The 18,882-nt window shown below is 68.8% G+C and carries 14 protein-coding genes and 1 pseudogene; 2 read left to right on the forward strand and 13 right to left on the reverse strand.

Going from position 1 to position 18,882, the window contains the following annotated elements; genetic code table 11:
- From Q0D75_RS16295 to uvrC, 4 genes and pseudogenes are all read right to left on the reverse strand, one after another.
- Positions 1-278, reverse strand: a pseudogene (locus tag Q0D75_RS16295) (superoxide dismutase); the annotation flags it as partial.
- A 122-nt stretch (positions 279-400) separates the two neighbouring features.
- Positions 401-1,378, reverse strand: a complete 978-nt coding sequence (whiA, locus tag Q0D75_RS16300; protein WP_291055744.1) for a DNA-binding protein WhiA — start codon at positions 1,376-1,378, stop codon at positions 401-403.
- Between the two features lie 102 nt (positions 1,379-1,480).
- Complete coding sequence (gene rapZ / locus Q0D75_RS16305) at positions 1,481-2,359, reverse strand: RNase adapter RapZ (RefSeq protein ID WP_291055747.1); 879 nt, start codon at positions 2,357-2,359, stop codon at positions 1,481-1,483.
- A gap of 39 nt (positions 2,360-2,398) precedes the next feature.
- Entirely contained in the window at positions 2,399-4,324 is a 1,926-nt protein-coding gene (gene uvrC, locus Q0D75_RS16310) for an excinuclease ABC subunit UvrC (protein WP_291055750.1), read from the reverse strand.
- Positions 4,325-4,427: 103 nt separating this feature from the next.
- Between uvrC and Q0D75_RS16315 the strand changes: the two genes are divergently transcribed.
- A complete protein-coding gene (locus Q0D75_RS16315; protein WP_291055753.1) occupies positions 4,428-5,777 on the forward strand; it encodes a hypothetical protein in 1,350 nt (449 codons plus the stop codon).
- A gap of 19 nt (positions 5,778-5,796) precedes the next feature.
- On the opposite strand, the gene uvrA is transcribed toward Q0D75_RS16315, so the two are convergent.
- Together uvrA and uvrB are read right to left on the reverse strand one after the other, a co-directional pair.
- Positions 5,797-8,664 carry an excinuclease ABC subunit UvrA gene (gene uvrA, locus Q0D75_RS16320; protein WP_291055809.1) on the reverse strand — a complete coding sequence of 956 codons (2,868 nt, stop codon included), beginning with the start codon at positions 8,662-8,664 and terminating at the stop codon, positions 5,797-5,799.
- 327 nt (positions 8,665-8,991) lie between these two features.
- Positions 8,992-11,061: an excinuclease ABC subunit UvrB gene (gene uvrB, locus Q0D75_RS16325; RefSeq protein WP_291055756.1), complete on the reverse strand. Its 2,070-nt coding sequence runs from the start codon at positions 11,059-11,061 to the stop codon at positions 8,992-8,994.
- 103 nt (positions 11,062-11,164) lie between these two features.
- Here uvrB and Q0D75_RS16330 point away from each other — a divergent pair, with 103 nt between their 5' ends.
- Positions 11,165-12,190, forward strand: coding sequence for a 6-phosphofructokinase (locus tag Q0D75_RS16330; protein ID WP_291055758.1), 1,026 nt, complete (start codon positions 11,165-11,167; stop codon positions 12,188-12,190).
- Between the two features lie 85 nt (positions 12,191-12,275).
- On the opposite strand, the gene Q0D75_RS16335 is transcribed toward Q0D75_RS16330, so the two are convergent.
- The 7 genes from Q0D75_RS16335 to Q0D75_RS16365 all read right to left on the reverse strand — a co-directional run bounded on the left by Q0D75_RS16335 (position 12,276) and on the right by Q0D75_RS16365 (position 18,881).
- Positions 12,276-13,223 (reverse strand): biotin-dependent carboxyltransferase family protein, encoded by a 948-nt coding sequence (locus tag Q0D75_RS16335; protein ID WP_291055760.1) that lies wholly within the window; start codon positions 13,221-13,223, stop codon positions 12,276-12,278.
- On the reverse strand, positions 13,213-13,920 hold the full coding sequence (locus Q0D75_RS16340; protein WP_291055762.1) for an allophanate hydrolase subunit 1: 708 nt from the start codon (positions 13,918-13,920) through the stop codon (positions 13,213-13,215). The genes Q0D75_RS16335 and Q0D75_RS16340 overlap by 11 nt, the downstream gene beginning before the upstream one ends.
- Before the next feature lie 16 nt (positions 13,921-13,936).
- Positions 13,937-14,701: a 5-oxoprolinase subunit PxpA gene (locus Q0D75_RS16345; protein ID WP_291055765.1), complete on the reverse strand. Its 765-nt coding sequence runs from the start codon at positions 14,699-14,701 to the stop codon at positions 13,937-13,939.
- Positions 14,702-14,714: 13 nt separating this feature from the next.
- On the reverse strand, positions 14,715-15,335 hold the full coding sequence (coaE, locus tag Q0D75_RS16350; protein WP_291055768.1) for a dephospho-CoA kinase: 621 nt from the start codon (positions 15,333-15,335) through the stop codon (positions 14,715-14,717).
- A gap of 126 nt (positions 15,336-15,461) precedes the next feature.
- The gene (rpsA, locus tag Q0D75_RS16355) at positions 15,462-16,913 is read right to left on the reverse strand and encodes a 30S ribosomal protein S1 (protein ID WP_291055772.1); all 1,452 of its coding nucleotides are present in this window, start codon (positions 16,911-16,913) and stop codon (positions 15,462-15,464) included.
- A gap of 142 nt (positions 16,914-17,055) precedes the next feature.
- Positions 17,056-18,129, reverse strand: coding sequence for a DUF1731 domain-containing protein (locus Q0D75_RS16360; RefSeq protein WP_291055775.1), 1,074 nt, complete (start codon positions 18,127-18,129; stop codon positions 17,056-17,058).
- Entirely contained in the window at positions 18,126-18,881 is a 756-nt protein-coding gene (locus Q0D75_RS16365; protein WP_291055776.1) for a DUF4166 domain-containing protein, read from the reverse strand. The genes Q0D75_RS16360 and Q0D75_RS16365 overlap by 4 nt, the downstream gene beginning before the upstream one ends.
- Position 18,882: the final 1 nt, after the last annotated feature.

An 18,882-nucleotide genomic window follows, 5' to 3' on the forward strand; every position in this document is an offset into this window, starting at 1 on the left:
TCGCCTTCGGGGGTCTGGGTGTCGGGGGTGAGGTTGGTCCAGAAGATCGAGTGGTTGACGTGGCCGCCGAGGTTGAAGGCGAGGTCTTTCTCGAGCTTGTTGACGTTGGCGAGGTTGCCGCTCTCGCGGGCCTCGGCGAGGGAGGCGAGGGCGGTGTTGGCGCCGGCGACGTAGGTGGCGTGGTGCTTGTCGTGGTGCAGCTGCATGATCTTGCCCGAGATGTGGGGCTCGAGAGCGGCGTAGTCGTACGGCAGTTCCGGCAGCGTGTACTCAGCCATTGATGATCTCCTCGTTCGTCTGGCCGCCGGCCAGTGATGCGGCGGCTGTGAGTGTCGTTTTCAGTCTATTGCGGTTCGGCTTGCGCCGGGCTAGCGCCGAGATCGCGCTCAGGCTTCGTGCGTCAGTCGTCCAGGTCGGGCGGCAGGTTCGCCTCGGTGCCGGGGATGCCCTGGTCGGTGGCCTGCTTGTCGGCCATGGCCAGCAGACGCCGGATGCGGCCCGCGATCGCATCCTTCGTCATCGGCGGATCGGCGTGGTGTCCGAGCTCGTCCAGGCTCGAGTCGCGGTGGGCGAGACGCAGCTCACCGGCGTACTTGAGGTGATCGGGAATGTCTTCGCCGAGGATCTCCATCGCGCGCTCGACGCGGGCGCAGGCGGCGACGGCGGCCTGCGCCGAGCGCCGCAGATTCGCGTCGTCGAAGTTCACCAGGCGGTTGGCGGTGGCCCGCACCTCGCGACGCTGGCGCATCTCCTCCCACTTGGTGACCGTGTCGGTGGCGCCCATCACCGAGAGCATCGCGGCGATCACCTCGCCGTCACGGATGACGACCCGGTGGACACCTCGCACTTCGCGGGCCTTGGTGGAGATGCCGAGGCGGGAGGCGGCCCCCACGAGCGCCATCGCGGCCTCGTTGCCCGGGCAGGTGACTTCGAGGGCCGCCGAGCGGCCGGGATCGGTCAGTGATCCACTGGCCAGGAAGGCACCCCGCCAGACGGCGGCGAGGTCATCGCGCCCACCCGTGGTGAGACGGTTCGGAAGGCCGCGGATGGGCCGGCGCCGCGCATCCAGCAGCCCGGTCTGACGGGCCAACGTCTCGCCCCCCTCGAGCACGCGCACGAGGTACGAGCCGTCGCGACGACCGCCGGAGGGAGCGATCATCGAGACGTCGCCCTTCACACCGTAGAGCTCGGCCAGGTCGCGCAGCACGCGCTTGACGATGTCGGGGGTGTCGAGCTCGGCCTCGATCGCGATCCGCGACGAGATCAGGTGCAGCCCGCCCGCGAACCGCAGGATGGTGGCGAGTTCGGCAGCCCGGACGGTCGTCTTGCTGACCACGACACGGGTCAGTTCGTCTTTGACGTCGGCGGTGAGAGCCACTATGGAAACCTTCTTCTACTTCTGTGCGTCCGAAGACGGATAACGGTGGTGCGCGTACCTCTGCTGCGGCCGGGGCTCGGAATCACCGGGGCCGCTGGCCGGTCATTCCCGGCCGAGGTCGCGGTGCTTGACGCTGACGACGACTCCGGGGAAGGTCGCCAGCTGCTCGGCCAGCTCTCGCGCGATGGCCACGGAGCGGTGCTTGCCGCCCGTACAGCCGATCGCGATCGTGGCGTGCCTCTTGTTCTCCCGCTGATACCCGGCGAGAACGGGTTCGAGCGCCTTCGCGTAGGCGTCGACGAAGTCACGGGCGCCGGGCTGCCCCAGCACGTACTCGCTCACCTCGGTGTCGAGACCGGTGTGCGCGCGCAGTTCGGGAACCCAGAACGGGTTCGGCAGGAAGCGGGCGTCGGCGATGCCGTCGGCATCCGTCGGCGCCCCGTACTTGAAGCCGAAGCTCATCACGGTGAGTTGCACCCCGGCGGTGTCGGCCGTCGAGAAGCGCTCCTGCACCGCCGTAGCGAGCTGATGGATGTTGAGATCGGAGGTGTCGATCAGGATGTCGCTGGACTCGCGGATGGGGCTGAGGCGAGCGCGCTCGGCGCCGATCCCGTCCAGCAGCGTGCCGTTGCCCTGCAGCGGATGCGGGCGCCGCACCTGTTCGAAGCGGCGCACGAGCGCCTGATCCGTCGCCTCCAGGAACACCACGCGCAGCTGGATGCCGCCGCGCAGGGCCTGGATGATGTCTTGCAGGTCGGAGAAGAAGTCGCGCCCGCGCACATCCACCACCGCGGCGATCCGCGGCAGGGTCGAACCGGCGTGCTCGGCGAGGTCGACCAGCGGACGCAGCATCTGCGGCGGCAGGTTGTCGACCACGTACCAGCCGAGGTCTTCGAGCGCGTTCGCGACGGTGGACCGCCCCGCACCGGACATGCCCGTGACGATCAGCACTTCTTGCTGCTGAGGGGAATCGGGAGCCATCGTTCGCTTTCGCTTCGTAATCGGGACCGTCTGCCTAGCCTACCCGGCGAGCGTTACGCGGATCTGCTCGGCCAGCACGGAGCCGATGCCCTTGACCTCGGCGATCGCCGTCACGTCCGCCTTCTTGAGTTCCGCAACCGACCCGAAATGGCGCAGGAGTTCGCGCACGCGGGCGGGACCGAGCCCCGGCACCTCGGTGAGCACGGACGTGATGTCGCGCTTGCGCCGGGCCCGCTGGTGCGTGATCGCGAAGCGGTGCGCCTCGTCGCGGATGCGCTGGATCATGAACAGCGCCTCGCTGCCCCGAGGCAGGATGACCGGGTAGTCGGTGTCAGGAAGCCAGACCTCCTCGAGTCGCTTGGCGATGCCGGCCAGGAAGATCCCCTGCACGCCCGACTCCTCGAGAGCGCGCGCGGCCGCATTCACCTGCGGCTGGCCGCCGTCGACGATCAGCAGGTTCGGCGGGTAGGCGAACTTCTTGCGCTTCTCGGGCACGACGATCTCGTCGCGGGGTTCGCCTCCGGCTTCCGCCGCCAGCGCCTCGGCGACGTCGGCGGCCTCGCCCGCGGCATCCTTCTCCTCGTCGGTCTTGAGGTAGGCGAGCCGCCGGGTGATGACCTGGTAGATCGACTCGGTGTCATCCGTCGAGTCGGCGATCGAGAACCGTCGGTACTGGTCTTTGCGGGCCAGCCCGTCTTCGAACACCACCATCGAGGCGACGATGTTGGTGCCCTGCAGGTGCGACACGTCGTAGCACTCCATGCGCAGCGGGGCATCCGTCATGCCGAGGGCTTCTTGGATGTCGGTGAGCGCCTGCGAGCGGGCCACGAAGTCGGAGGATCGCCTGGTCTTGTAGAGCATCAGGTTGTTCTTGGCGTTCATGGTGGCGGTGGCCATCAGAGCCGCCTTCTCGCCGCGCTGGGCCGTGCGCAGGTGCACCTGGCCCTTGGCGCGCCGCTCCCCCAGCCAGGCCTCGAGCTCTTCGGTGTCATCGGGCAGGGCCGGCACGATGATCTCCTTCGGCGGCACTTCGCCCTCGTAGGCCTGCTGCAGGATCGAGTCGACCAGTTCGGAGGTGTCGACGTCGATCTCCTTGTCGACCGTCCACGAGCGCTCGCCCCGGATGCGCCCGGCGCGCACGATGAACTGCTGAACGGATGCGGCCAGCTCGTCGTGCTCGATGGCGAACAGGTCGGCGTCGACACCGTCGCGCAGCACCACGGCGCTCTTCGCGAGCACGGCCTCGAGAGCCTGCAGCTGATCGCGGTACTTGGCGGCCGCCTCGTAGTCCTGCCGCTCGGCCGCCGCCTTCATGTTCTTGGTGGCCGCGGTGACGAAGCGCTTGTCGCCGCCGGCCATGAAGGCCACGAAGTCGTCGACGATCGCGCGGTGCTCGACGATCGTGACCTTGCCCGAGCACGGGCCGCCGCAGCGCCCGATCTGGCCCGGGAAGCAGGGCCGGCCGGTCTGCATGGCGTGCTTGTAGCTCGAATCGGAGCAGGTGCGGATGGGGAACGCCTTGATCATCAGGTCGATGGTGTCTTTGACGGCCCAGATCTTGGGGAACGGCCCGAAGTACCGGGCCCCGCGGATGCGGTGGTTGCGCGTCACGAGCACGCGGGGCGCCTCGTCGCCCAGCGTGAGCGCCAGGAAGGGGTAGGTCTTGTCGTCGCGGAACTTGACGTTGAACGGCGGATCGAACTCCTTGATCCAGGTGTATTCCAGCTGGAGCGACTCGATGTCGGTCTTGACGACTGTCCACTCCACGCCCGCGGCCGTCGTGACCATCCGCCGGGTGCGCTCGTGCAGGCTCCGCAACGGCGCGAAGTAGTTGCTGAGGCGGGCGCGCAGGTTCTTGGCCTTGCCCACGTACAGCACGCGGCCCTTCGCGTCTTTGAAGCGATAGACGCCGGGCTGGGTCGGGATCTCGCCGGCTTTGGGCCGGTAGGAAACTGTGTCTGCCATGGTTGCCTCAATTCTCGCACCCGGCACCGACACCGGGTGCCCTTACGATCGTGTGTGCGGTGCGCGCTGAGCGGACAGGCAGAAAAGCGGAGAGGTCGGAACCATGAGCACCAAACGGAGGCCGGGCGGACGACGCCCGTCGACAGGGCGGTCGGAGACCGGCACCACGGCGCTTCTGGTGCGGTTCGAGCGGTGGTACGCGCAGCACGCGGCCTCGGTCGACGGGCACGATCACGCCTCGGCGCCCGAGACCACGGCCCTGCTCGGAAAGCTGTTCGAGCTGTCGTCGCGGCGCCTGCACGAACCGGTGGTGGAGGTGCTCGATCCCCTCCTCGCGGCGGTCGAGGCCGACCCCGAGCTGGCGCCTCGCCTCCCCGAGGTCATCGAGACCCTCGAGCACTACCTCGACTTCGCGGTGGAGACGGGCGCCTGGGAAGGCACCGACGCGCAGATCGATGCGAGCTCGGATCTGCTCGAAGACGCCTACGACATCAGCACCCGCCTCCTGCTGCACCTGATCGATGCCCTGGAAGACGTCGACGACGTGCCGCGCGCCGAGGAACGAGCCGCATTCGAGGGATTGGCCTCCGCCATCTCCACGCCCGAGCAGCTGACCGAGCGGCTGCGCGAGGTGCTGCGCAGCGCTGAGGGCGACGCCGCCTCCGAGCCACGAGCGCTCGCTCAGGAGCGCGTGCTCGGCCTGCTCTGCGTCGCCGCCAACCCGCTCCTGCTGCCGTCGACCCCGGTGGAGCAGATCGTCGAGCTGCTCGACATCGCGGCCGGCGCCGCAGGCACGCTGTCGGGTGAGGCCGACGGCGAGACCGACCGGATGCTGGGCGAGCTGACGAGCGACGGCATCCTGACCCTCATCGGCCCGGCCGGCGATTCACGGTACGAAGCCCCCACGGGCCTGCGTGCCGCCCTGGCCGATGCGATCGACGACATCGCCGACGAGCTGGGGCTGTTCGACGACGGCCGTAATCCGCATCAGCCGGGCACCGTGCTGGGCCTGCGCGTCGACGTGCAGGGATCGGAGCCGGCGGTGTGGAGGAGCCTTCTCCTGGAGGCCGACGCCGATCTGGGCGAACTGCACCTGGCCGTTCAGTTGAGCCTGGACTGGCCGAACGCGGAGTCGCACGGCTTCACCGCGGCGAGTGAACCCGACGAGGTCTACACGTCGGCCGACCGAATCGCCGACGAGCCCGACGACGAGAGACTGGTCGACGAGAACGAGGTCGAGGTCGGAGAGCTGCTCGCCGAGCTGGGCGACGACCTGCACTACGAGTACGGCGACGAGGAGCCTCGCCGGGTGGCCATCCGGCTCGAGCGCGTCGAGCCCGCCGGCGATGGCGGGGGCAGCGGCGACCGCTCGCTCCCCCGCTGCGACGACACCTCGCCGGAGACGGACGTCACCGCCGCCGACGCGCTGCTCGCCCCGCTCCGCCTGCGCTGACGCCTGCGGCGAGGGACTGTCAGCGCTTCTTCGGCGCCGGCAGGATCTCGCGCAGGAACGTACCCGTGTGGCTCGCCTCGATCGTGGCCAGCTTCTCGGGCGTTCCGGTGCCGATGATCGTTCCGCCGCCGGATCCGCCCTCGGGGCCGAGGTCGATCAGCCAGTCCGCCGACTTGATCACGTCGAGGTTGTGCTCGATCACGATCACCGTGTTGCCCTTGTCGACCAGGCCGTTCAGCACCAGCAGCAGCTTGCGCACGTCTTCGAAGTGCAGACCGGTGGTCGGCTCGTCGAGCACGTAGACGCTGCGGCCGTTCGAGCGGCGCTGCAGCTCGGTGGCGAGCTTCACACGCTGCGCCTCGCCGCCGGAGAGCGTGGTGGCGCTCTGACCGAGCCGCACGTAACCGAGTCCCACTTCCACCAGCGTCTTCAAGAAGCGGTGGATGGCCGAGATCGGCTCGAAGAAGTCGGCCGCCTCGCTGATCGGCATGTCGAGCACCTCGGCGATGTTCTTGCCCTTGTAGTGGATGCTCAGGGTGTCGCGGTTGTAGCGCGCTCCCCCGCACACCTCGCACGCCACGTACACGTCGGGCAGGAAGTTCATCTCGATCTTGATGGTGCCGTCGCCCGAGCAGGCCTCGCAGCGGCCGCCCTTGACGTTGAACGAGAACCGGCCCGCGAGGTAACCGCGCGCCTTGGCTTCCGCGGTCTCGGCGAACAGGTTGCGGATGCGGTCGAAAACACCCGTGTACGTCGCCGGGTTCGAGCGCGGCGTGCGCCCGATCGGGTTCTGGTCGACGTGCACGACCTTGTCGAGGTTCTCCAGCCCGGTGATGCGCTTGTGCTTGGCGGGCAGCTTGCGGGCGCCGTTGAGCTTGTTGGCGAGCACCCTGTACAGGATGTCGTTCACGAGGCTCGACTTGCCCGATCCGCTCACTCCGGTGACCGCGGTCAGCACGCCGAGCGGGAAGTCGGCCGTGACGTTCTTGAGGTTGTTCGCCTCGGCACCCTGCACGGTGACCATGCGCTTGCGGTCGATCGGCCGCCGCTTCTTCGGCACCTCGATCGACTTGCGGCCCGAGAGGTAGTCGCCGGTGAGCGAATCGGTGTTCGCGAGCAGCTCGTCGTAGTGACCGGAGTGCACCACGGTGCCGCCGTTCACGCCGGCACCCGGTCCGATGTCGACGATCCAGTCGGCGGTGCGGATGGTGTCTTCGTCGTGCTCCACCACGATCAGCGTGTTGCCGAGGCTCTTGAGCTTCACGAGGGTCTCGATCAGGCGGCGGTTGTCGCGCTGGTGCAACCCGATGCTCGGCTCGTCGAGCACGTAGAGCACACCGGTGAGGCCGGAGCCGATCTGGGTGGCCAGACGGATGCGCTGGGCCTCGCCGCCGGAGAGCGACCCGGCGGCCCGCGCCAGGTCGAGGTAGCTCAGACCGACCTCGATCAGGAAGTCGAGGCGGGCCTTGATCTCGCGCAGCACCTGGGCGCCGATCATGGCCTCGCGGTCGGTGAGGGTCAGGGTGCCCATGAAGCGCTGGGCGTCGCCGAGACTGAGCTCGGAGACATCCGCGATGCTGTGCTCGTTGACGGTGACGGCGAGCACCTCGGGCTTCAGCCGCTTGCCGTCGCAGACGGGGCACGGGATCTCGCGCAGGTATTCGCTCCAGCGCACGCGCTGCGAGTCGGACTCGGCCTGCAGGAACTGCCGCTCGATGTACGGCATCACGCCCTCGAAGCCGGAGGTGTAGCTCATCTCACGGCCGTAGCGGTTCTTCCACTTGACCTTCACCTCGAAGTTGTTGCCGCGCAGAATCGCCTCGCGCACCTCGGGGCTGAGCTTCTTCCACGGGGTGTTCAGCGAGAACTTCAGGTCGCGGGCGAGGCCGTCGAGCAGCTTCTCGTAGTACTGGAAGAGGCCCTTGCCCTGGGTGGTCCAGGGGATGATGACGCCGTCGTTGATGCTGAGGTCTTCGTCGCCGAGCAGCAGGTCTTGGTCGACCGACATCCGGGTACCGAGGCCCGAGCACTCCGGGCAGGCGCCGAACGGCGCGTTGAACGAGAAGGTGCGCGGCTCGATCTCGGTGAGCTGGATCGGGTGCTGGTTCGGGCAGGAGAGCTTCTCCGAGAACGTCGACCAGGCCTCGGGGCCGTTCTCGTCGACGTAGTTGATCTGCACCAGGCCGTCGGTGAGGCGCAGAGCCGTCTCGAGTGAGTCGGTGAGGCGGCCGAGGATCTCGGGGCCGGCGACCAGGCGGTCGACCACCACCGAGATGTCGTGCTTGAACTGCTTCTTGAGCTTCGGCGGGTCGCTCAGCTGCACCACGTCGCCGTCGACGACCGCGCGGGAATAGCCGCCTGCGCTGAGCTCCTTGAAGAGGTCGACGAACTCGCCCTTCTTCTGCGAGACGACGGGGCTGAGGATCTGGTAGCGGATGCCGTCTTCGAGTTCCATCAGCTGGTCGGCGATCTGCTGCACGGTCTGGGCCGAGATGACCTCGCCGCAGACGGGACAGTGGGCGATGCCGATGCGCGCCCAGAGCAGGCGCATGTAGTCGTAGATCTCGGTGATGGTGCCGACGGTGGAGCGCGGGTTGCGGTTGGTCGACTTCTGGTCGATCGAGACCGCCGGGCTCAGTCCCTCGATGAAGTCGACGTCGGGCCGGTCGACCTGGCCCAGGAACTGGCGGGCGTAGGCGCTGAGGCTCTCGACGTACCGTCGCTGGCCCTCGGCGAAGATCGTGTCGAACGCGAGGCTCGACTTGCCCGAGCCGGACAGGCCGGTGAACACGACCAGCGAATCGCGCGGGATCTCGATGTCGACGTCGCGCAGATTGTGCACGCGCGCACCGTGCACGCTGAGCTTTCCGCTGGCTCCGTGGCGCAGCGCAGCGGCCGGACCGGAGAGCTCGGCGGCCCGTTCACGGGCCAGTTCTTCGGAGGGGCTGAGGGCGAGGGAATCTGCGGAATCTAGGCTCGAAATCGACACCCCGAAAGTCTATGTCGACCCACCGACACCGGCCCGCGATTACGCTCTGGGCGGCACGCCCAGAGCGATACAGGCACAGCGCTGTGGGCGGCACCCCGGCAACGATTCGGCGGGATTGCCTCGCGGATCCCGCCGATCCCGCCAACGCAACGACGGAGTTTCGCGCACTTCGCAGCCAACGACGTATCCTCAGCCCGAATCGGGCCCGAGGCTCCGTCGTTGCGCTCAGCTGATGTGGCCGGCCTTCTCCATCTGGCGGAGTTCGCGCTTGAGTTCGGAGACCTCGTCGCGCAGGCGGCCGGCCAGCTCGAACTTGAGCTCGGCGGCGGCCTCGAGCATCTGGCTGTTGAGGTCGGCGATGATGCCTTCGAGGTCGTTCGCGCCGGCGGCGGCGATGCCCTCGCGGCGCAGGTTCGGGGTGGGGCTCTTCTTGCCCCGGCCCGAGCGCTCGCGCAGCAGGTCGGCGGTGTCGGCGCCCTCGCGCGCCAGCGCCTCGGTGATGTCGGCGATCTTCTTGCGCAGCGGCTGCGGATCGATGCCGTGCAGCGTGTTGTACGCCACCTGCTTCTCGCGCCGGCGGTCGGTCTCGTCGATCGCCAGACGCATCGAATCCGTCATCTTGTCGGCGTAGAGATGCACCTCGCCCGAGACGTTCCGGGCGGCACGACCGATGGTCTGGATGAGCGAGGTCGACGAGCGCAGGAAGCCCTCCTTGTCGGCATCCAGGATCGCCACCAGCGACACCTCGGGAAGGTCGAGCCCCTCCCGGAGCAGGTTGATGCCCACGAGCACGTCGTACACGCCCATCCGCAGCTCGGTGAGCAGCTCGACGCGGCGTAGCGTGTCGACATCCGAGTGCAGGTAACGCACTCGCACCCCGGCCTCGGTGAGGTAGTCGGTGAGCTCCTCGGCCATCTTCTTGGTGAGCGTGGTGACGAGCACCCGCTCGTCTTTCGCGGCCCGGATGCGGATCTCCTCGAGCAAGTCGTCGATCTGCCCCTTCGAGGGTTTGATCACCAGCGTCGGGTCGATCAGACCGGTGGGGCGGATGATCTGCTCCACCACGCCATCCGCGATGCCCATCTCGTACTTGCCGGGAGTGGCCGAGAGATAGACCGTCTGGCCCACGCGGTTCTTGAACTCGTTCCACTTCAGCGGCCGGTTGTCGAGCGCGCTCGGCAGCCGGAAGCCGTGGTCGACCAGCGTGCGCTTGCGCGAGGAGTCGCCCTCGTACATGGCGCCGATCTGCGGCACGGTCACGTGCGACTCGTCGATCACCACGAGGAAGTCGTCGGGGAAGAAGTCGAGCAGGCAGTGCGGTGCCTCACCCGGCGCGCGGGCGTCGATGTGCCGTGAGTAGTTCTCGATGCCCGAGCAGAAGCCGATCTGCTGCATCATCTCGAGGTCGAAGGTGGTGCGCATCCGCAGCCGCTGGGCTTCGAGCAGCTTGCCCTCGCGCTCGAGCACGGCCAGCCGGTCGTGCAGCTCGGTCTGGATGGTCTCGATGGCGCGGTGCATCACATCCGTGTCGGCCACATAGTGCGAGCCCGGGAACACCGAGACCGACTCCAGCTTCTTCACGATGTCGCCGGTGAGCGGATGCAGGGCGTAGAGCCCCTCGATCTCGTCACCGAACATCTCGATGCGGATCGCCAGCTCTTCGTACATCGGGATGATCTCGATGGTGTCGCCGCGCACCCGGAAATTGCCGCGGGAGAAGTCGACGTCGTTGCGCTGGTACTGCATCGACACGAAGCGCCGGATGAGCTTGTCGCGGTTGATGCGGTCGCCCACCTGCAGCGCGATCATCGCCTTGAGGTACTGCTCCGGTGCACCGAGGCCGTAGATGCAGGACACGGTCGAAACGACGATCACGTCGCGCCGGGAGAGCAGCGAGTTCGTGGTGGAGTGCCGCAGCCGCTCGACCTCGGCGTTCACCGAGGAGTCTTTCTCGATGAAGGTATCGGTCTGCGGCACGTAGGCCTCAGGCTGGTAGTAGTCGTAATAGGAGACGAAGTACTCCACGGCGTTGTTGGGCATCAGCTCGCGGAACTCGTTCGCCAGCTGTGCCGCGAGCGTCTTGTTGTGCGCGAGCACCAGCGTGGGCCGCTGCACCTGCTCGATCAGCCAGGCCGTCGTGGCCGACTTTCCGGTACCGGTGGCGCCCAGCAGCACGACATCCGTCTCGCCGGCGTTGATGCGGCCCGCGAGCTCGGCGATGGCCGCCGGCTGGTCTCCACTCGGCGTGTATTCACTGATGACCTCGAAGGGGTGTACAGAGCGAGTGGGTTCCATGCAATAAGTTTAGGTTGGGCCACCGACACCAGCGTCGGTGCTCGCTCAGAGCGATATGCCGAGCGTCCCCCTCTCCCACCACCACATCGAGGCGGAACTTCAGATGAGAATTGGAATCCTGACCAGCGGCGGCGACTGCCCCGGTCTGAACGCGGTCATCCGCGGCGCCGTGCTGAAAGGCACCGAGATCAACGGGCAGGAGTTCGTCGGCTTCAAAGACGGCTGGCGCGGCGTCGTGGCCGGCGACGTGCGGCCGCTCGAGCGCGGCGACGTGCGCGGCATCGGCAAGCAGGGCGGCACCATCCTCGGCACCTCCCGCACCAACCCCTTCGAGGGCAACGGCGGCCCCGAGCGCATCCAGGAGAACCTCGACCGCCTCGGAATCGACGCCATCATGGCCATCGGTGGCGAGGGCACCCTCGCGGCGGCCAAGCGGCTGACGGATGCCGGGCTCAAGATCGTGGGCGTGCCCAAGACGGTCGACAACGATCTCGACGCCACCGACTACACCTTCGGCTTCGACACCGCCGTGCAGATCGCCACCGAGGCCATGGACCGTCTGCGCACCACGGGCGACTCGCACAGCCGCTGCATGGTCGCCGAGGTGATGGGCCGGCACGTCGGCTGGATCGCCCTGCACTCGGGCATGGCCGCCGGGGCGCACGCCATCCTGATCCCGGAGCAGCAGACCAGCCTGGAGCAGGTCGCAGCGTGGGTGCGCAGCGCAGCCGACCGTGGTCGCGCGCCGCTGGTGGTCGTGGCCGAGGGCTTCAAGCCCGACCAGACCGACGACGCGCACTCCGAGCGCGGGCTCGACGCGTTCGGCCGTCCGCGGCTGGGCGGCATCGGCGAGCGTCTCGCCCCGATGATCGAGGAGCTCACGGGCATCGAGACCCGTGCCACCACGCTCGGGCACATCCAGCGCGGCGGCGTGCCCACCGCGTTCGACCGGGTGCTCGCCACCCGCCTCGGCATGGCCGCCTCCGACATCGTGCAGGAGGAGGCCTGGGGCCGTATGGTGGCGCTGGCCGGCACCGAGATCACCACCGTCGCCTTCGAAGACGCCCTCGGCAAGCTCAAGACGGTGCCGCAGCACCGCTACGAGGAAGCCGCGATGCTCTTCGGCTGATGCCGCCGCCTAAGTCGAATAAAGCTGCAAATAACGAGGACCGAGGCTGTATGTGGCTTCGGTCCTCGTTATTTGCAGCTTTTTCTCACCGTCGCGTCTCGATGAACCGGACGTCGTCGCCGGGCCGGAGCTGAGCCGCTCGGTCCACGGCCGCCTCTGTGAGCACGCCGATCACGGGGTAACCGCCGGTGACGGGGTGGTCGCGCAGGAAGAGCACCGGATGCCCGCTCGGCGGCACCTGCACGGCACCCGCCACCATCCCCTCGCTCGGCAGCTCGCCGTCGTACCCGGGCGCGCGTCGCAGGCCCACCCCTCCCTCGGAGGGACTCACCCGCACGCCCACCCGATTCGAGTCGGCACTCACGGTCCAGAGCGAGTCGAGCAGTGCACGCCAGCCTCGGTCGCCGAACCAGTCGTCGCGCGGCCCGCGCGTCAGCCGCAGCCGCACCGGCCCGGCGTTCGGCAGGAGCGGAGGGATGAACGCATCCGGCGGCCAGTCAGCCGCCTCCACGGACACCGACAGGATGTCGCCGGCCTCCAGAGGCGCCGGTCCGAGCCCGCTCAGCACATCCGCGGACCGGCTCCCCAGCACAGGCTCGGCGGCGAATCCGCCGCGCACGGCGAGGTAGTTGCGAAGCCCCTCCGTGGGCGCAGCGACCTCCATCACGTCCCCCGCGAACAGGGTGAACGCGTAGCCGGACGGAGACTCGAACGGCGCCGCGGATGCCCTCGCCCGATGCACGAGCACGGTGGCCGGAGCGCCCGTGACGGCCACGAAGGCCGTGCGGAGCGCTCTCATCCGCAGCCCGCCGAAAGTCACCTCGAGGCACGCCGCTCCTGGCCGGTTGCCGACGAGCCGGTTCGCCGCCGCGTACGCGCCGCGGTCGGCCGCGCCCGAAGTCGTCACACCGAGATGGGCGTATCCGGGCCGGCCCGCATCCTGCAACAGGGTGAGCGCTCCGGACGCCACGACCTCGAAGCCCGCGAGCCCGCCCGGCCCGAGCCCCGCCGTCACCCAGGCCTCACCGCTCACGGACGAACCTCACTCGTGTTCCCGGCGCCAGAAGCGCCGGCTGCGCACGGCCCACGTCCCAGAGTCGCGCCTCCGTCGTGCCGATGAGGTGCCACCCGCCCGGCGAGGCGCGTGGGTAGATGCCGCAGAAGCCCGCGGCCAGGGCGATGGATCCGGCGGGCACGGCGGTTCGCGGCGTCTCCCGACGGGGCACCGTGAGCGGCTCGTGCTCCCCCATCAGGTAGGCGAACCCCGGTGCGAATCCGATGAAGGCCGAGGTCCAGAGCTGACCGGTGTGCCGGTGGACGACCTCGTCGACGCCGATGCCGAGGAGCGCGGCGACCTCGCCGAGATCGGGCCCGTCGTAGCGGGCGAGGATCTCCACGGGCTCGGAGGGAGAGACCGCGCCGGAGCGGGTACGGGGGTCGGCGGCGACCGACGCGGGTGCAGGCGGCTCCGACTCGTGCCGCGAGGTGCTCCGCGCCCCGCGCGCCCACGCAGCCGTCGCCGCGAGCCACGCTCCGGCCTGGGAAGCACCGATCCGTTCGCAGTCGAACACCAGCAGCACCGTGCAGGCCGCGGGCACCAGTTCCACCACCCATTCCGGGGTGTCCACCCGCAGCCGGCCGTAGAGCTCGACGGCGGCCCGCGCATCCGGAACCTCCGCCAGCAGCGCCGACTCCCCCATCCGCCTGATGTGCATCGTGCCGCCGGTCATCGCGATTCGGCTGCGGTCATCGTGCCGAGAACGCCCGCACGTCCAGGCCCGCCGACTCGAACGTCTCCCGCACCGCGCGCGCGATGCCGACCGCGCCCGCGGTGTCGCCGTGCACGCACACGGTCTCGGCCGAGAGCGCGATGTCCTGACCTTCGATCGAGGTGATCACGCCTTCGGTGGCCAGGCGCAGCATCCGCTCGGCGATCTCGCCGGGATCGTGCAGCACCGCACCCGGTTCGGTTCGGGAGACCAGACTGCCGTCGGCGCGGTAGGCACGGTCGGCGAAGGCCTCGGGTACGAAACGCAGGCCCTCGGATTCGGCGACGCGGGCGATCTCCGAGTCGGGCAGCCCGACCAGCGCGAGCTCGGGGTCGACCGCCAGCACCGCGTCGACCACGGCAGCCGCCTGGCGCTCGTCGTGCACGATGCGGTTGTAGAGGGCGCCGTGCGGCTTGACGTAGCGCACGTGGGTTCCGGCCGCTGCGGCGAGCCCCCGGAGCGCGCCGATCTGGTAGACGACGTCGGCCGTCAGCTCGGCGCTCGGCGGATCGGCGTCGCGCCGCCCGAAGCCACGCAGGTCGGGATAGGAGACGTGCGCGCCCACATCCACGCGGCGCGCGACGGCCTGGCGGAGCGTGGCGAGCAGGCCGGCCGGGTCGCCCGCGTGGAAGCCGCAGGCGACGTTGGCACTGGTGACGACGTCGAGCATGCTGCGGTCGTCGCCCATCGTCCAGGCTCCGTAAGATTCGCCGAGGTCGGCGTTGAGATCGATGCGGCTCATCGGAGGCTCCCCCTCAGCCCGCCTGCTGGTGGCGGGTCAGGATACGCTGCCAGACCTCGTCGACCTGGCGGAGGGTTTCGTCCAGCGTGCCGCCCGAGTCGATCACGACGTCGGCGAGGGCGCGCCGCTCCTCGTCGCTGGCCTGGCTGCCGATCCGGCGTTCCGCCTCGTCGCGCGCCATCCCGCGCAGGGTGACCAGTCGCTCGATCCGTTGCTCTGCCGGTGCCTCCACCACGACCACGTATTCGAACTGGCCGCCGCGCCGGCCGCCGGTCTCGGCCAGGAGCGGGATGTCGTAGACGACCACGGCATCCGCATCCGTGCTGCGGATGGCGGCCAGCTTGTCGGCGAGCAGGTCTTTCACCGCCGGGTGGGTGATGCCGTTGAGGTCGAGCCTGGCCTGGTCGTCGGCGAATACGATCGCGCCGAGAGCGGGGCGGTCCAGGCTGCCGTCTGCGCCGATGACCTGCTCGCCGAATCGCCGGCGGATGGCCTCCAGACCCGCGGATCCGGGTGCCACGGCCTCACGGGCCAGCTGGTCGGCATCGATGGTGACGGCGCCGAGTTCGGCGAAGCGCCGGGTCACGGTCGATTTGCCCGCGGCGATACCGCCGGTGAGTGCGATCAGATACACCACTTCATGCTAGCGGGCGCCCGGATCGCCGAACCTGCCGCTGGCCGCAGTGCCCGCCGGTTAACGGCCGGAAGGCCGCCCCCGAGGGAACGGCCTTCCGGTGTGCTGCAGAACAGCGGTGTGGAACTAGTTGTTCGAGCTGAGCTTCTCGCGCAGTGCCGCGAGGGTCTCGTCGTCGGCAAGGGTGCCGGCGCCGGTCGACTCGCTCGAGAACGAGTTGGAACCCGAAGGGATGTCGCTGGCGGCGGCAACCTCGGCCGACGTCGCAACCTGCTTCTTGTGGGCCTCCCAGCGAGCCTGGGCCTCAGCGTACTGCTGCTCCCATGCCTCGCGCTGGGTGTCGAAGCCCTCTTTCCACTCGTTGGTCTCCGGGTCGAAGCCCTCGGGGTACTTGTAGTTCCCCTGGTCGTCGTACTCGGTGAGCATGCCGTAGAGCGCCGGGTCGAACTCGGTGCCTTCGGGGTCGACGCCGTCGTTGGCCTGCTTCAGCGAGAGGCTGATGCGGCGACGCTCGAGGTCGATGTCGATGACCTTGACGAAGACCTCGTCGCCGACCGACACGACCTGCTCGGCGAGCTCGACGTGCTTGCCGGAGAGCTCGGAGATGTGCACCAGACCCTCGATGCCTTCGGCGACACGCACGAACGCACCGAACGGCACCAGCTTGGTGACCTTTCCGGGCGCGACCTGGCCGATGGCGTGGGTACGGGCGAACACCTGCCACGGGTCTTCCTGGGTGGCCTTGAGCGAGAGCGACACGCGCTCGCGGTCGAGGTCGACCTCGAGGATCTCGACGGTGACCTCCTGGCCCACCTCGACGACCTCGGAGGCGTGCTCGATGTGCTTCCAGGACAGCTCGGAGACGTGCACGAGGCCGTCGACGCCGCCCAGATCCACGAACGCACCGAAGTTGACGATCGACGAGACGACGCCCTTGCGGACCTGCCCCTTCTGGAGGTTGTTGAGGAAGGTGGTGCGGCTCTCGGACTGCGTCTGCTCGAGCAGGGCGCGGCGCGACAGCACGACGTTGTTGCGGTTCTTGTCGAGCTCGAGGATCTTCGCCTCGATCTCCTGGCCCAGGTAAGGGGTCAGGTCGCGCACGCGGCGCAGCTCGATCAGCGAAGCCGGGAGGAAGCCGCGGAGTCCGATGTCGACGATGAGGCCACCCTTGACGACCTCGATGACCGAACCGGTCACCACGCCGTCGGCGTCCTTGATCTTCTCGACGTCGCCCCATGCACGCTCGTACTGAGCACGCTTCTTGGAGAGGATGAGGCGGCCTTCTTTGTCTTCCTTCTGGAGGACGAGGGCCTCGACCAAGTCACCGACCTGAACGACCTCGGTCGGGTCGACGTCGTGCTTGATGGAGAGTTCACGCGAAGGGATGACACCCTCCGTCTTGTAACCGACGTCGAGGAGGACCTCGTCGCGGTCGATCTTCACGACGGTGCCTTCGATGAGGTCTCCGTCGTTGAAGAATTTCAGAGTCTTTTCGACCGCGGCGAGGAAGTCTTCAGCAGATCCGATGTCGTTGACGGCGACCTGCTTGGGCGCCTTTTCGGTCGTTGCGATTGTCATGTAGTAGTTGCTCCGTTATGGACATAATTCGGGCCGGTCGCGTGTGGTGCTGGATGATATTCTCCGCGACAGGCGTGCGGATGGGAGTCACAAATGTGACGCTCTAGTCTAGCTGTGCTTTGCGGCCCGCGGCAAGCCGCACTCAGACGGGTGTCGAAGCCGCTTCATGCCCGCGATCCGCACCGAGGATGTCGGCCAGGGCGGCCTCGTGATCGCGGAACGCGAACTCGTAACCCGCGGCTTCGAGCTTCTCGGGTACGACCCAGCGGCTCTTCAGCACCAGCTCGGTCTCGGTGCGGATGACGGCCGTGCCGAGCTCGAGCATCCAGCGCCAGGCGGGCAGGCCGATGCGGATGCCGGCCGCGCGGCGCACCGAGGCCATGAAGGTGCGGTTGTCGGTGGGGTGCGGCGCGGCGGCGTTCACCGGCCCCTCGATGCCGGGATGCGCGTCGAGGAAGCGGATGATGCCCAGCACGTCGCGCAGGTGGATCCAGCTGAACTTCTGGCGCCCTCCACGCGAACCGGGGCGGTACTGGTGGAAGGTGCCGGCGGCGCGGCGGGCGGGCGTGGACGGCCAGCGACCGTCGAGCTGAGGGCCGCCGAGGCCCGCCCGGGCGAGCATCCGGATCGGAGCCAGGGCGCTGCCGTCGCCGAGCACGATCGCCATCCGCAACGCCACGCGGCGGGTGGTGGGCAGCTCGCCGCGGAAGAACTCCTCCTCCCAGCTGGTGGCCACGTTCACCGAGAAGCCCTCGCCGATCTCACCGGTCGACTCCGTCATCGGGCGGTCGTCGGCGTGCCGGTAGATGGTGGCGGTGGAGGCGTTGATCCAGAGCCGGGGCGGGTTGGAGGCCACGGCCACCGCGGTGTGCAGCTGGCGGGTGGTCTCCAGGCGCGAGCGGAAGATCTCGGCCCGGTTCGCCGGGGTGTAACGGCAGTCGACGCTCTTGCCGGCGAGATTGATCACGAGGTCGGCGCCGTCGATCAGGCCGGTGATGGCGGCCAGGTCGCCCCAGTGCGCATCGGGGCCGTGCGCGTCAGGGCCGTGCCCATCGGGGCCGTGCGCATCGAGGCCGTGCGCATCGGGGACGCCGGATCCGACGCTCCGGCGTCCGATCCTGGCCACCTGCGCGCCTTCGTCCTGGAACGCCCGCACCAGGTACTCCCCGATGAAACCGGAGGCACCCGCGATCACGATCCTCCGGGCGGCCGTCATCCGGTCGCCTTGCGGGCTGCCGTCGACGACGATTCCGCAGGAACAGCTCCCGATCTCTCGGCAGAAGAGGGCTCAGCGCGCACCTCGTAGCGAAACGCGCCCGTGTACTCGTAGAGCCGGCCGAGCAGCGGCGCCTCGACGATGACCGTGACCCGCTGGGCTCCGGATGCCCCGTCGGGGGTGCCCGGCAGGCGCGCGTGATCGTCGAACCGTTCGATCAGCGAGACCCGAGGGGCCAGGATGCCCGGCACCCGCAGATGGTGCCGCCCGATCCGGATCTCGAACGCCGTCGACCTCAGATGGAACTCACCCCGCACCACCCGGCTCGCCAGCCGTACCCGGAAGCGGCGCGGGAAGCCGAGGTGGTCGACGAGTCCGTCGCGGTCGGTGCTCTCGGCCGTGATCGCGTCGATCATCGTGCGCGCGCCGCCGAGGAAATGGAAACGGCGCACGGCGACGACCGCGGTCTTGCCGGCGCGGTCGATGATCGGGGCATTGACCACGGTGAACGGCACGTTCTTCTCCCAGACCGGGAACAGCATCCCCTGACCCGCGAGAAGGTGCAGCGCCGGCCAGAGCCAGCGGCGCGGTGTGCCCACGACCTCGAAGACACCGCTGCCGTAGCCGCGACTGCCGGCGGGCAGGCCGGCGAAGTAGGTGCGGAGGGCGGGATGCAGGTCGTCGAGCGACGAACCGGCCGTGAGCTCGTACGGCGAGCGGCGGGTGCGGGCGGTGGGGCGAGGGCGGGCCATG

It is taken from the genome of Herbiconiux sp. (assembly GCF_023264855.1).
Taxonomy (GTDB): domain Bacteria; phylum Actinomycetota; class Actinomycetes; order Actinomycetales; family Microbacteriaceae; genus Herbiconiux.

Excerpts from the sequence above, each read along its gene's own strand:
- rapZ (WP_291055747.1), bottom strand. The coding sequence starts at position 2,359 with ATGGCTCCCGATTCCCCTCAGCAGCAAGAAGTGCTGATCGTCACGGGC.
- uvrC (WP_291055750.1), bottom strand. The coding sequence starts at position 4,324 with ATGGCAGACACAGTTTCCTACCGGCCCAAAGCCGGCGAGATCCCGACC.
- Q0D75_RS16315 (WP_291055753.1), top strand. The coding sequence starts at position 4,428 with ATGAGCACCAAACGGAGGCCGGGCGGACGACGCCCGTCGACAGGGCGG.
- uvrB (WP_291055756.1), bottom strand. The coding sequence starts at position 11,061 with ATGGAACCCACTCGCTCTGTACACCCCTTCGAGGTCATCAGTGAATAC.
- Q0D75_RS16330 (WP_291055758.1), top strand. The coding sequence starts at position 11,165 with ATGAGAATTGGAATCCTGACCAGCGGCGGCGACTGCCCCGGTCTGAAC.
- Q0D75_RS16340 (WP_291055762.1), bottom strand. The coding sequence starts at position 13,920 with ATGACCGGCGGCACGATGCACATCAGGCGGATGGGGGAGTCGGCGCTG.
- Q0D75_RS16345 (WP_291055765.1), bottom strand. The coding sequence starts at position 14,701 with ATGAGCCGCATCGATCTCAACGCCGACCTCGGCGAATCTTACGGAGCC.
- rpsA (WP_291055772.1), bottom strand. The coding sequence starts at position 16,913 with ATGACAATCGCAACGACCGAAAAGGCGCCCAAGCAGGTCGCCGTCAAC.
- Q0D75_RS16360 (WP_291055775.1), bottom strand. The coding sequence starts at position 18,129 with ATGACGGCCGCCCGGAGGATCGTGATCGCGGGTGCCTCCGGTTTCATC.
- Q0D75_RS16365 (WP_291055776.1), bottom strand. The coding sequence starts at position 18,881 with ATGGCCCGCCCTCGCCCCACCGCCCGCACCCGCCGCTCGCCGTACGAG.